This window comes from Gluconobacter sp. Dm-44, assembly GCF_018256175.1.
Classification (GTDB): Bacteria; Pseudomonadota; Alphaproteobacteria; order Acetobacterales; family Acetobacteraceae; genus Gluconobacter; species Gluconobacter cadivus.
Genome location: NZ_JAERLZ010000001.1, coordinates 48,737 through 62,063, shown reverse-complemented (window position 1 = coordinate 62,063; position 13,327 = coordinate 48,737). Strand labels below are relative to the sequence as shown.

10 protein-coding genes are annotated in these 13,327 nt (G+C 58.7%); 4 read left to right on the top strand and 6 right to left on the bottom strand.

Translation table 11 applies throughout. The features are described 5' to 3' along the window. Positions 1 to 21: 21 nt before the first annotated feature. Complete coding sequence (gene metH / locus JK213_RS00265; protein WP_194261377.1) at positions 22 to 3,528, bottom strand: methionine synthase; 3,507 nt, start codon at positions 3,526 to 3,528, stop codon at positions 22 to 24. A 147-nt stretch (positions 3,529 to 3,675) separates the two neighbouring features. Between metH and JK213_RS00260 the strand changes: the two genes are divergently transcribed. Next, a complete protein-coding gene (locus JK213_RS00260) occupies positions 3,676 to 4,083 on the top strand; it encodes a hypothetical protein (RefSeq protein ID WP_194261376.1) in 408 nt (135 codons plus the stop codon). Between the two features lie 79 nt (positions 4,084 to 4,162). Beyond that, positions 4,163 to 4,804 carry a TetR family transcriptional regulator gene (locus tag JK213_RS00255; RefSeq protein WP_194261375.1) on the top strand — a complete coding sequence of 214 codons (642 nt, stop codon included), beginning with the start codon at positions 4,163 to 4,165 and terminating at the stop codon, positions 4,802 to 4,804. Between the two features lie 7 nt (positions 4,805 to 4,811). Here the strand turns inward: JK213_RS00255 and JK213_RS00250 are convergent, their stop codons facing one another. Further along, positions 4,812 to 7,019, bottom strand: a complete 2,208-nt coding sequence (locus tag JK213_RS00250; RefSeq protein ID WP_194261374.1) for a TonB-dependent siderophore receptor — start codon at positions 7,017 to 7,019, stop codon at positions 4,812 to 4,814. A gap of 287 nt (positions 7,020 to 7,306) precedes the next feature. On the opposite strand from JK213_RS00250, the gene JK213_RS00245 reads away from it, so the two are divergent. Continuing rightward, on the top strand, positions 7,307 to 8,392 hold the full coding sequence (locus JK213_RS00245) for a glycosyltransferase family 4 protein (RefSeq protein ID WP_194261373.1): 1,086 nt from the start codon (positions 7,307 to 7,309) through the stop codon (positions 8,390 to 8,392). A 50-nt stretch (positions 8,393 to 8,442) separates the two neighbouring features. On the opposite strand, the gene JK213_RS00240 is transcribed toward JK213_RS00245, so the two are convergent. From JK213_RS00240 to JK213_RS00230, 3 genes are read right to left on the bottom strand one after another with little or no spacing between them, the layout of a single operon-like run. Next, positions 8,443 to 10,290: an FUSC family protein gene (locus JK213_RS00240; protein WP_194261372.1), complete on the bottom strand. Its 1,848-nt coding sequence runs from the start codon at positions 10,288 to 10,290 to the stop codon at positions 8,443 to 8,445. Further along, the gene (gene mdtN / locus JK213_RS00235) at positions 10,271 to 11,320 is read right to left on the bottom strand and encodes a multidrug transporter subunit MdtN (RefSeq protein WP_194261371.1); all 1,050 of its coding nucleotides are present in this window, start codon (positions 11,318 to 11,320) and stop codon (positions 10,271 to 10,273) included. Before mdtN ends, JK213_RS00240 begins: the two co-directional genes overlap by 20 nt. Positions 11,321 to 11,322: 2 nt before the next feature. Beyond that, entirely contained in the window at positions 11,323 to 11,505 is a 183-nt protein-coding gene (locus tag JK213_RS00230) for a hypothetical protein (RefSeq protein ID WP_235993225.1), read from the bottom strand. A 376-nt stretch (positions 11,506 to 11,881) separates the two neighbouring features. On the opposite strand from JK213_RS00230, the gene JK213_RS00225 reads away from it, so the two are divergent. Next, positions 11,882 to 12,826, top strand: a complete 945-nt coding sequence (locus JK213_RS00225) for a ribokinase (RefSeq protein ID WP_194261370.1) — start codon at positions 11,882 to 11,884, stop codon at positions 12,824 to 12,826. Between the two features lie 9 nt (positions 12,827 to 12,835). Here the strand turns inward: JK213_RS00225 and JK213_RS00220 are convergent, their stop codons facing one another. Next, positions 12,836 to 13,252, bottom strand: a complete 417-nt coding sequence (locus JK213_RS00220) for an RcnB family protein (protein ID WP_194261369.1) — start codon at positions 13,250 to 13,252, stop codon at positions 12,836 to 12,838. Positions 13,253 to 13,327 lie beyond the last annotated feature (75 nt).

Sequence of the window (13,327 nt, the reverse complement as noted above, 5' to 3'; positions counted from 1 at the left end):
TTTTTTAAAAATCTGCCGTCTTCAGACGGTGAAGTATTTTGCACGCGGATTTAGCATCACGAGCGCTGATGTCGACTGTTCAGGGTGCAGCTGATAGCCGTCCGAAAGCGACACGCCGATGCGTTCGGCATCCAGCATTTTCAGGATCGGCTCCTGATCCTCCAGGCGCGGGCAGGCGGGATAACCGAAGGAATAGCGTGAGCCGCGATAGGACTGCGACAGTAGCTTTTCCATGTCACGGTTGTCGTCGCCCGCGAAGCCTAGTTCGGCGCGGATGCGCTTGTGGGTGTATTCCGCCATGGCTTCCGCCATTTCGACCGACAGGCCATGCAGGTACAGATAGTCCTGATAGCGGTTGTCCTCGAACCATACCCGCGCCAGATCGGATGCTTTCTGTCCGACGGTGACCACCTGAAGCCCGACCACATCGCGCACGTCATCGCTGATATCGCGCACGAAATCGGCGATGCACTCGCCGTCATCCTTGGGCTGGCGGGGCATGGTGAAGCGTGCGGCTTCCGTTTTACCGTCTTCTTCGAACAGCACGAGATCGTTCCCGTCTCCCGCTGCTTTCCAGTACCCATAGATCGCCTGTGGACGGATGATGTCCTGCTCCGCGCTTAGCGCCAGCATCCGCTTGAGCACGGGGCGGAGTTCGATCTTGGCGTATTCCATGAATTCGTCGAGCGAGCGGCCCTGTTTCCGAAAGCCCCACTGAAACTGATACAGCGACCGCTCATTGAGGAACGGCAGAACTGCGTTCGGCGTCGCTTCCAGAACGCGCGCGCCCCAGAAAGGCGGCGTGATGACAGGCTCGGAACCTGAAACGCGCTCGCGCCGGGCCTTTGCCGCCTCACGATCCACCTCACCAAAGCCGCGTGTTTCCGCGATTTCCGGCGCGCGTTCCGTCTTGCGGCTCGCTTGGCTGGCGCGGCGCGTCTGGATTGCGCCCAGATAGGAGTCGAGGTCGTTATTGGCGATCTTGTCCATCAGGCCCAGACCGTCGAACGCATCACGCGCATAGGCCACACGTCCCGGCTCACCCGCGCCATAAGAGCGGGCGCATTCTTCCTCGACGTAATTCCGCGTCAGGGCCGCGCCGCCAAGAATAACCGGAAGGTCAAAGCCCTGACGGTGCATTTCCGCGAGATTTTCGCGCATGATAACCGTGGATTTCACCAGAAGCCCGGACATGCCCAGCGCATCGGCGTTATGTTCTTTGACGGCCGCAATCATGTCCGCCAGTGGCACCTTGATGCCCAGATTGATGACCCGGTAGCCGTTATTGGTCAGGATGATGTCCACAAGGTTCTTGCCGATATCGTGGACGTCGCCCTTGACGGTCGCGAGTACCATCGTGCCGCGATGCTGGCCTTCCGTGCGCTCCATATGCGGCTCAAGCCAGGCGACGGCAGTCTTCATCGTCTCGGCGGACTGCAACACGAACGGAAGTTGCATCTTGCCCGAACCGAACAGCTCGCCCACAACCTTCATGCCATCCAGCAGGACATTGTTGATGATGTCGAGCGGCGGCATTTCTGTCATTGCGGCCGCCAGATCGTCCTCGATGCCCTTGCGGTCACCATCCACGATCCGGTCTTTCAGACGTTCCGCAGGGGTTTCCGCACGACGTTTCTTGACGGCATCGGCGGCTTTGCGGCCCGCAAACAGCTCCAGCAGTTTCTGGAGCGGATCGTAGTCTTCGGTGCGACGGTCGAAGATCAGGTCTTCCGCAACCTTGACCTCTTCAGCCGCGATCAGATGCAACGGACGGATTTTGGAGACATGCACGATCGCGCCCGTCATGCCCGCCTTGACGGCATGGTCGAGGAACACCGAATTCAGCACAGCACGCGCGGCCGGATTCAGGCCGAAGGAAATGTTCGACAGGCCGAGAATGATCTGGATATCGGGGAACTTGTCGCGGATCAGCTTGATGCCCTCCAGCGTCCACTGCCCGAGCTTGCGGTCGTCTTCCACGCCCGTCGCGATGGTGAAGGTCAGCGGGTCGATCATCAGATCGGACTGTGGCAGGCCGTATTGGGTGCAGGCGAAATCGACCAGACGTTCGGCAATGCGCAGCTTGTCCTGCGGCTCCTTCGCCATGCCAACTTCGTCGATCGTGAGCGCAATCATCGCCGCGCCGAACTTGCGGGCCAGCTTCATGCGGGCATGCGCCTGTTCTTCACCGTCTTCGAAATTGATCGAGTTGATGATCGGCTTGCCGCCATGCAGCTTGAGCGCGGCTTCAATAACGGGGGTTTCGGTCGAATCAATTACCAGAGGCGCATTCACAGACGACGTGAAGCGCGTGACGACCTCGTTCATTTCGCGGACTTCATCGCGTCCGACGAACGCCGTGCAGATATCGAGCGCGTTGGAACCCTCGGCGGCCTGTTCGCGCCCGATGGCGACGCAGCCATCCCAGTCATTGGCTTCCTGAAGCTCGCGCCATTTCTTGGAGCCATTGGCGTTGCAGCGTTCGCCGATGGAGAAATAGCTGTTTTCCTGACGCAGCGGCGTCTGGGTGTAGAGGCTGGAGACGGACGGCATCCAGATCGTGTTGCGTTTGACCGGGGCAGGGCGCAGTTTCGTGCCACCAAGGTGACGCAGCATCCCGTCCAATGCCTGAATATGCGGGGTGGATGTGCCACAGCAGCCGCCGATCAGGTTCAGCCCGTCTTCCTGAACAAAGCGCTCCATCCAAACGGCCATTTCCTCGGGGCTGAGCGGGTAGACGGTCTTGCCGTCCACAAGCTCGGGCAGGCCGGCATTTGGTTGCATGGAAATGAGGCCGGGCCAGTTTTCTGACAGCCAGCGCAGATGCTCGCCCATTTCCTGCGGGCCGGTGGCGCAGTTCAGGCCGAGCGAGGGCACGTCCAGCGCCTGAACGGTCGTAGCAGCGGCGGCGATATCGGGGCCGACCAGCAGCGTGCCAGTGGTCTCGACTGTGACCTGCACGAAGATTGGCGCATCGGAACCCAGTTCGATCCGCGCAATCTTGGCAGCATTCACGGCCGCTTTGATCTGAAGTGTGTCCTGACACGTCTCGATCAGGAACCCGTCCACGCCACCGTCGATCAGGCCACGGCACTGTTCGACCAGACCGGCTTCCAGATCGTCATAAGCAATGTTGCCCAGCGTCGGCAGCTTCGTGCCCGGACCGATGGAGCCCATGACGTAGCGGTGCCGTCCGTCGGAGAATGTTTCAGCCGCCTCACGGGCCAGAGTGGCCGCCGTGCGGTTGATTTCCCGTGTGCGGTCCTGCAGCCCGAACTCCGCCAGCGTAACGATAGAGCCGCCGAACGTGTTCGTCTCCACCATATCCGCCCCGGCCTCGAAATAGCCGCGATGGATTTCACGCACGAGTTCCGGACGGGAGAGGTTCAGGATTTCCGTGCAGTTTTCCTGTCCCCAGTAATCGCGCTCGACTTCGAGATCCAGCATCTGCACTCGGGACCCCATACCGCCATCACAGAGCAGGACCTGATCGGCGAGGGCGTCAAGCAGATGGGGGCGTGAGGACATGGGCAGAAGGCTCTGTAACTGGAAAGGGCGGGAGGCGGGTTCGGGAACCCGCGATCGGGACAGGGCCTCCATATACGGTAAGAGGCAGAAACGGTGTAGCAAACCGCCTGCATGGCGGCAAAGAGTTGGAGGCATGAAAAACGGAACATGAAAATGCTGCCCGGGTACGCCCGGCCTGCTACAGAGGACGGAATGACCGTGCCCCACATGTCTCTGATCCCCCTGAGCCTCCTGTCCGGACCATGTTCGTGGTCGCAGGAGCGCAAAAATCATGCGCTGTTCATCGGTAAGGCACGGCCTGAGGAAACGTGGGGCGACGTCGCCGCCATTCCGGCACCGTTGCCCTTCAGGAACCGCCACGCTACGGGATGCTTTTGTTGCAGTCGTGATCCGGTGGTCATGGTTCTGGCGCAGGTTTTTCAGGACCGCGTGACGGGCAGGCGTCCGTTTTTTCACGAGGTGGCGGTTCTGACTGCCCCGCAGGAGATGTCGGCGCTCCGGCAGCAGCTTGAAAATGACGTGCTGGTCCGGGCGCGTTACCGGCTCGTGTCCTGAAGCCGGTGGTTTCTGCCTGCTGGAACGCTTCAGCAGATCGGGTCTATGCTGGTTGCGGACTTCGGGATAACTGGACGGCATGACGATAGACGCACAAGAGGATGGCGAACAGGACGGACCGCTGCGGCAGCGCAAGAAGGACCGCACCCATGCCGCGCTGGTGCGCGAAGCCATGCGCCTGTTTTCGACTTACGGTTATGAAGAAACATCCGTCGATGAAATCGCAGAAGCCGCCCAGATCTCGCGTCGGACGCTCTTTCGTTATTTTCCGGGTAAGGCCGATATCATTCTCGCCTGGACCACCGGCGTTACAACGATCCTGACCGATGCCATTCGCGCCGTGCCGCTGGACGTTCCGCTACAGGACGCTGTGCTGGCGGGGCTTGTTCCGGTCGTCGCCTGTTATTCGTCCGACCGGATGGATGCCTATGCGGTCGTCAGGCTGGTGGAGCAGACGCCCGCGCTGCGTGACATGGCTTTGCGCCGGTATTCGGAATGGGAAGAGACGCTCGCTTCCACCCTGATCGCCCGCTTGCCCGCCACCGAAATGCCGTCACTTGCGGCGCGTCTTCTCGCTCGGACGGCCATTGCGACGTTCCGGACGGCTCTGGATGAGTGGGTCAAGACCGAAGGCCGGTCGGATCTTGAAACCATCCTGCGCCGGACCTTCACGCTTCAGCCTCTGCTGTGGCAGAACGATTTCCCGATGAGTTCAGGCTGAACCCCGCTCAGAGGTCCAGCTCGATGCTGAAATGGTACGTCCGCGGCAGGCCGGCCACTGCGGAGTTGGTAGCATTGCTGACGCCATTAATGCTGGACGGATAGACGGACGCCCAGTAGCTCTGGTTCGTCACGTTGTTCACACCAAAGCGGAACACCAGCGGCTGGCCATAGGCATGGGTCGCATAACGTGCGCCCAGATCCAGCGTGACGTAAGACGGCGCAAAGGTCGTGTTGTAAACATTGGCCGCGCGACGGCCCATATAATGAACATTCGCGTTGACGGCCGCGCCCTTTAGGAACGGCAGGCGATAATCCAGCAGCGCATTCGCCATCAGTGGCGGGACTCCCACAACCTGCTTGTTGGCCGTCAACGACGATCCCGTGCCCAGCATCTGGGCATCAAGCCATGTCATGCCACCAAGAAATGTCAGGTTATCGGTGATATTGCCCGATGCCTGAAATTCGACGCCATAATTCCGCTGCGTGCCGTAATTCGCATAGACATGCGTCACAGGGTCCGTGAATCCAAACGGACGTGACATGCGGAAGCCCGCAATGTTGACCTGCATGCGCTTGGCGATCAGGATCTTGTAGCCGACTTCATATTCTTCTGAGCGCAACGGAGCCGTGACGTCATTCACGTTGACCGACCCCACCGGGGCGGTCGTTCCCGCCTGTAGCGAACGTCCCCATGTGAAATACAGCGTCTGGCTGTCCGTCGGCTTGTACATCAGGCTCGTCATCGGGCTGAATGCGGCGGCTCGTGTGTAGCTGGATGTCTTGGTGCCGGTCTTGGCGTAGTTATTGGTGCTCAGCCAGCTCCAGGCGAGGGAGCCCATGATCGACCAGTGTTTGCCCAGCGAAATTGTGTCGCCTGCCAGCAGCGACTGGTTCATCGTATCCGCGGATTTGTAGCGGCCGGAATAATAAGGCTGCACGCTTGAGAAGCTCTTGGGATGGCCAATCGTGGCTTCCCCAAGAGTGATGGTTCCGGTGGAGGAGGTGGGGTTGTAGTTCCCCATTACATAACCATTCGTGCCGAGTTCGATCTGGTGCCGCAGTGGGCCGGTGCGGAATTTGCCGTTCAGGTAAGCCATATTGCTTCCTGCGACGAAATCATTGGCCGTAAGGGCTGCGGAAATCGTCTGGCGATACAGGCCCGAGGAATTCAGAAGCTGGTTGGACGTGCTGAAGACATTGCGCGCCGCATTCTGCCATAGACCGCCGAGCTTCAGGCTCCAGTTGTCGTTGAAATTATGGATGATCTTGGCCAGAGCCGTATCGGTTTCCATGTTGTAGCCCGCCTGTGGCTGACCATAACCCTTCTGGCTCAGATCCGGTGCCTGGGGGAGCTGGATGGCGGTACTGTAGGCGAAACCGCCCGGATAGCCGCGTTCGGCATAGGTATACTGGCTGGCATCGATCTGGATGACGGTTTTGTCCGAGAGGTGAATGTCGAAATCGCCGCTGACGAGATCACGCCGCAGATGCGAGCCCTCCACATAGCCTTCGCCGTTCTGGTTCAGCAGGTTCAACCGGTAGCCGAACCATTTGTTTTTCCCCACGCGCCCCGAAACATCCGCGCTCTCCAGAGGAGAGCCGATGGAATCCGTTCCCACAACGAAGCGTTCGGTCATACGGTCCGTCGGACGCTTGAGCGTGAAGTCGAACGTGCCCGCCGGGTTCTGCGGTCCGTAAAGCGCGCCTGCCAGACCGTTCAGAACCTGAAGGCTGTCGAATTGTTCGGCGGCATAGGGCGTAGTGATGACCATGTTCAGCCCGTCCATGCGCGTGTTGGCAATCACATCGCCTTCAAAACCACGAGACTGCGGCCGGCTGGTATTCGGATCGCCGCGCATTTCAAGCTGGGCGGACGGCACATATGCCACGAGATCGTTGATGTTGCGGCTCTGCTGGTTCACCAGAACATCATGCGGAATAACCATGATGGACATCGGTGTATCGAGCACGGAGCGCGTGCCGAGCGGCCCCAAAGCCACGTCTTTGTTCAGATAATCCGCAGCAGTTCCAGAGCCGTTTCGACTACGAACCGTGATGGTCTCTGCTTTGGGGGGGTGTGTTTTGGCATAAGATGACGGGGCGGGTACGGCTGTTTTGGTCTTGGAAGCTGGTTGTGTCTCCGCTGCGAAAGCGGGCATACTGCTCAGGACAGATCCGGAAAGAAGACAAAGCAGCAGGCGTGCGGATTTCATGAGCGGTCCTGATCAGTCAGTATGGGTGGCTGAAATCTCCTGTCCACATTATGGCACTGAGTGTCAAAATGATTCGTCTGTTTTGGTGCTGATATGCGGCGCGTTTCCCCATGACTGTTTCTTGAAAGACACAGATACAAACGCTTTGTTCGATCACAAAACGGAACAGGGGTTTTTTCATCCTGATGTGAAAATGAGGCCAAAACCCCATAATTTTCCGTTAATTTTCCGTTGATTCTGCTGTTAAAGTTAAGTATTTAGCAATCATTGCAACTGGATGTTGTGTGATGAAAGTTTTTGTGCAGCTTGCGTACGGTTTTGGCAGCAAAACCTGGCGGGAACGCTGGGAAGCGGGCCGAATATTGGGATTGAATGAGGAGCAGGCTTATGGCTACTCCCGAGCTGCCTCAGACGATATAGAAATCGTTTATTCTGAAGATCAGCGCGAAAATCCGCTCAACAAAGCGCTCCGCTATGGTGCACGTCTTGTGCTTGGTTTCGACTTTGTCCATGCGTGGCGGAACCGTAAGCAAATGCTTGCGTCCGATGTGGTGTGGACGCATACAGAATCGCAGACTCTGGCAGTTCTCCTCCTGTTCCGAATTCTGAAGCCTGTGCGCAGGCCAAAGCTTCTTGGGCAGGCTGTCTGGCTGATTGACCGCTGGCGCAAACAGCCTTTCTGGAGGAAATGGTTCTTCCGGCGTCTTATGAAAGACCTCGATCTTCTGACAGTACTTTCGGTTTTCAACCGGGATGATGGTCGGCGTATGTTTCCCGATCTGCGTGTTGAGCGGGTGCATTTCGGCATCCGGGCAGACGATATGAAGCCTGCTCGCAAAACCTGCCAGGGGAAAAAACTCAAGGTCCTTTCGCTTGGCAACGACGAGCACAGAGACTGGAAGACCTTCTGCGCTGCGGCAAATGCATTGCCGGATGTGGAATTCAGCATCGCAAGCAGTTCGCCTGCTGCATTTGAAGCAGCAAAGAATGTGCCTAATGTCACGCTTGTGCGGGCGAAAAACAATGCCGAGCTGATCGGCCTTTATTCTGACGCTGATATCGTTGTAGTTCCCCTTCAGTCCAATCGACATGCTTCTGGCATTACTGTCGTTGAGGAAGCCATTATCCTTGGGGTCCCGGTCATTTCTTCAGACTGTGGTGGTTTGACAGATTATTTCGGGTCAGATTCTGTACTCTATGTGCCAGAACGAAACCCCACTGCGCTTGCAGAGGCGATTTCTGCGGTGCGTACCAATCCGTCTGGTGCTTTGCAAAGAACCGAAGCTGCTCAGGAGCGCGTGAAAAACGCCATTAATTCCGTGGCATATGCCCGAAAGCATGTGGAGCTTTCAAAAGAGCTTCTGGACGCCTAGTTTTCTCTCTCTTCGAGGGAGAGAAAATCCCTCAGAAACGCCAAGGCTCCTTACCCTGCAAGTCGTTCCAGGCGTGCGGTGTGATTGGTCAGATCTGCTCTCTCGGGTGTGACGAGCAGGTCTTCCGAGAGGCAGCCAGCATCAGCAAGCGCCTGTTTTGTCTCCCTCAGACGGGGAAGATCAACGCGGGTGTTGATGGGTTCTGCCATGACATATTCCAGAGTGCGCTCGCTTTCCGAAAGGGCGGACTGGGTGCTGGCAATCGCTTCTGCGCGGGCTTGCGGCGTCAAGGCCTGAGACTGGAGTTTCAGAGCTTCCGCCAGTTTGCGCAGACCTTCTCCAATTCTGTCTCGGGCGGTCGCCGGCCAGAAGCTCGTGAACATGGCGTAGGTGATGAAATTGCCCAGCATGATTCCGATGATACGGTCCCGCGCGGTTTCCATGTCGCTGGTGGGGCCGAAGCCTTTCAGATCCGATAGATAAAAGGCCAGGCCGATCTGAAACCCCGCATAGGCAATGCGCTCATCACCCGTTTTGACCCATGCCGCGAGCAGGGACACCACGAAAATCAGAATCAGAAAACCGGTGATTCCATCCAGATGGGGCATGACGAAAATGATGGAGCCAATGCCAATCGCCCCCCCCACAAGCGCCCCTGAGATACGCAGGGTCAGCTTGGAAACCATCTCCCCCATGGTTGGCAGCGCAACGATGAAGCAGGTGATGATGCAGGTGTGGATACCGGGCCAGTCCAGCACCATGAAGGCCAGATAGCTGAGCATAACCCCTGCCGTGCCCTTGACCGCAAAGCGGACATGTTCGGGATTGCTGAATGCGTCGTCCGCAAAGAACCCGGATTTTTTCTCCGGGGGGGCGGCTTTCGTACTTTCCGCAGGGGGTGTGGTAAACTCGGGCAGCATGTCCGCCATGGCGCAGGCTGCTGGAGATGCGGTGCTGACAGTGGGGCGCTCGATGTCGGCGGGATAGTCCCCGGCTGCGAAAATGGCGGCCATTTTTTCAAGGTTTGCTATCAGACAGGCCGCGTCTTCTGCCGATAGTCCGGTTCGGTCTGCTTCATCGGCGAGCGCGAGGACGGCCACGCTGCTGCTTGCGGATTGTTTGAGGCAGGCCAGATCCTTGGCTGCCCAGATTTTTTCCAGCCCGGCCATTTTCGCAGACTTCATCATGTCCGTCGTGCCGATGCGCAGCATGTCCGTCGCCTGCTCGCGGGTACGGTCATCCGCGCCCCGTAGCAGGCGGCACGCCATGAGAAGACGGGCTGCAATATCGTCGGTCAGAACCCTGCGCGGAGACGGGCAGATCAGCATACCGAGCACGATCATGACCGCTCCCGGCACGGCCAGAAACAGATCCGTATAAAGAATAGCCCGAGTGATGACTTCCCCGACCGGAACCTGATCAATCACGACCAGTCCAAAGACGATAATCAGGCCGAACATATAGGCTACGGGTTTGAGTTTACTGGCTGACCCCAGAAAGAAAAACCCGAATGACAGGAGGGCGATCACGATCACCAGTTCCATCGCGTGATCCAGCGTGATCTTGATCAGGCCATAGATCAGCAGGAGCAGGAACACCACCACGATGTTCACCAGAACCCCGACGAGGGCATTGGTCACGCGGTCTTTCTGCCACAATGCCATTGTCACGAGTGCCGGAACACCCAGATCGGGAACCTGCCAGATTTCCCCGACCAGAACGGTGGTTGTGCAACCAGCCGCCATGCGCAGCGCATAGCCCAGACGTCCCGGCGCAGGGTCCCATATCAGGCGCCAGATCCGCGCCAGCCCGAGGGTGCGAAGGGGTGATGCGTCCTGGATCACGTCCTGATCCGAAACGTCCGGGGAAGGGGAGGTTTCAGGGACAGGCAGCGCCATGCCGGACCTCGACCGTCGCGGTGGCGCCGAGACGTAGCAGAAGCGGGTTCGCTTTCTCCAACTGGATACGGACCGGGAAACGCTGGGCGACATGCACCCAGTCCATCTGTCGCGGCACGAGGGGAAGCGAACGGGCAATTCCGGAGGAATCCACCGAGAGAACGCCCCAGCCGATACTTTCGACATGTCCGCGGATCGGTGTGTTCCGATCGATCATGGAGTGAACCGTCACGCAGTCTCCAACCCCGACGGCGTCAAGATCGCCCTCCCGGATATTGGCCATCGCATACCACTCGTTGTCCGCGATCAGCGTAAACAAAGACTGCGAGGGCGCCAGAACCTCACCGACCTTGACGCGCAGGCTGGTGACATATCCGTCCGCAGGAGCAATGACCGTGGTTTGTCGCAGTTCATAACGGACGCGGTCATACGCTGCCTGACTGGCATCACGCGCGGCGATCGAACTTTTCAGATCGCCAATTGCAGTCGTGGCCGCCGTGGACTGGATGCGGGACTGGGCCAGCGAGATTTCGGCGTCGTGCAGGGCAACGCGGGCCTGATCGTATTGCTGCCAGGGAATATAGGACTTTCCGGCCAGAGGCTGAAGCCGCTCCACCGTCCGCGCCGCCAGATCCCGGTTGGTCTGGGCGCGGGAAACCTGATCGCCAGCCGTTGCGGCGTTGGAGGTCTTGACGCTGAGCAGACGCGTCTGGTTCTCCACTTCTGCATTGGCAAGATCCAAATTGGCCTTTGCCTGTCGAAGCGTCAGTTCGTAAGGTTCAGGGTCAATCTGGTACAGCACATCGCCTTTGTGCACATGCTGGTTGACCGACACGTTCAGTATTTTAAGGCGCCCTCCCACAACCGAAGCGATATGCACCACTTCCGCATCGATGATGCCACTATCAGAGGAGGGGTGAGCACTGTCCTCATGGGCGACATGTATGCCGAAAGCGGTGGCCGCTCCCACGCACAGGACCGCAATGATGATGCCGACTGGTTTTTTGCTGGAAACAGGGATGCGCTGCACGATCAGGGTCCGAATACCAGCGTCCACACCGTGAGTGCGGCGATGACGCCAAGGGCGACATAGGTGAAAAGGCGGAAGCTGAGCAGCGCATCAAGCCCTGTCAGCAGAAAGAGGACGCGCAGGCCCACAGCCGTCGCCACGCCGATCAGTGCGCAGGCCATCCATCCCGGGAAATAGGCTCCCATGATCGGAAAGGCCGGAGCGCCGCGAAGAGTGCATCCGCCCGTCAGGAGAAAAGCGGGGCCGGAGATGCAGGATCGGAGGCGGGCAGGTCGCATTGGAGGCAGGAAACTTTCGCGCGGCCATCAGGAGGGCTGAAGCCTATCACAATTATTTGCGAAAGACACAGTCCTGTCGACCCGGTAGGGAAGTCGAGAATGGAAAACTGCTGCTTTTGTGAAAAGTTGCACGGATAAGCAACAAATCGGGATTTAGGGAGAGTAATGATACTCTGTTGCTTCATTGCGGCGGGTCTTCCGGCTGCTCTGCTTGAAGGGCGTGGGGTCATCCGATAAGCAAGCTTGAAAATCTTCCCTTTCTCCAGCTTTCGGCCTGATGGACATGACTTTGCGGACGCCTCTGATCCTCTCCTTCGGCAGTATCAATATTGATCTGACGGCCCGCAGTCAGCGGCTTCCCCGCCCTGGCGAAACTGTTCACGCCGACAGTTATGCGATCGGGCTGGGCGGGAAGGGCAGCAATCAGGCTGCTGCTGCTGCAAGGCTTGCACAACCGTTCGACGTGGATGTCGCTCTCGCCGGTCGTGTGGGGTGCGATGCGTTCGGAGCGCAGGCCCGGGCCAGTCTGGAGGGTTTCGGCGTGGATCTCTCGCCGCTGCGGGATGATCTCGAGCATCCGACCGGCATTGCCCTGATCGGGATCGATGCTTCGGCGGAGAACTGCATCACCGTTGCCGGCGGGGCGAACATGGCGGTGGACGAAACGGATGTCGTGGCAGCCTCGCCTTGGCTGGACAGGGCGAAGGTTCTGCTCCTCCAGCTTGAAATTCCACAAACAGTCGCTCTGGCTGCCGCGCGTCAGACAAAGCGGGCGGGCGGTCTCGTCGTACTCGATCCGGCTCCTGCGCCTGAGCATGGTTTTCTCGACGCTTTATGGACAGAGATCGATATTCTGACACCTAATGAAAGCGAAACCTTCAGTCTCACCGGCATCCGTCCCGCGACTATTGAAGAGGCAAAGACGGCCGCAGAAGCTCTTGTGGCGAAAGGTGTCCGCGCCGTTCTGGTCAAGATGGGAGCGAAAGGCGTGCTCTGGCACGATGGAACGTCGTCAGGGCACATCCCGCCATTTCAGGTAACTCCGATCGACACGGTTGCCGCCGGAGACTGTTTCAATGCAGGGCTTGCCGTTGCATTGGCCCGTGGAGAAAATCTGCCGGAAGCAGCGCGGATCGCCTCAGCTTGTGGGGCTTTGGCGACGACCCGTCGTGGCGCCGCAGACGCCGCACCGGAATGGAGCGAGGTCGCGGCGCTTCTTCAACAGTAGGTCGCTTCCTTAGCGTGGCCCCGGTCCATATCCCGGAGGGGGCGGCGGAGGCGGTCCTGGAGGCGGTGCCGCAATATTGGCGCCAACGACCCCGGCAATCAGACCCGTTGCCAGAGCTGTCAGCAGGAACTGGTTTCCAGAACGCGTCCAGTAATAACCGGGTGGCGGAGCATACAGGCCACGATAGCTGCGCCAGTTATTGACGGCCCAGCGATTGCCACGGGGGCCGTCATAACGGTCTCCACGACGCCAAACCCGATCAGGATCGCCGCGCCGACCGCCGCCGCGATAATCTCCATTTCGTCCCGGACCATCATGCCATCCGGGTCCACCCTGAGGACCGGAATTCCGTGGATCGGCGGAGGCCAGAGGGGCTGCGGCGAGGAGGCAGCCTGCCATTAATCCTGCGAATAATTTTGTCTTCATAACTCACCTTCAGGCCCGACTGTTCAACTCCGGGCACTTACAGTCTCAAGGTAAATCCTCTGACATGGCTGGAAT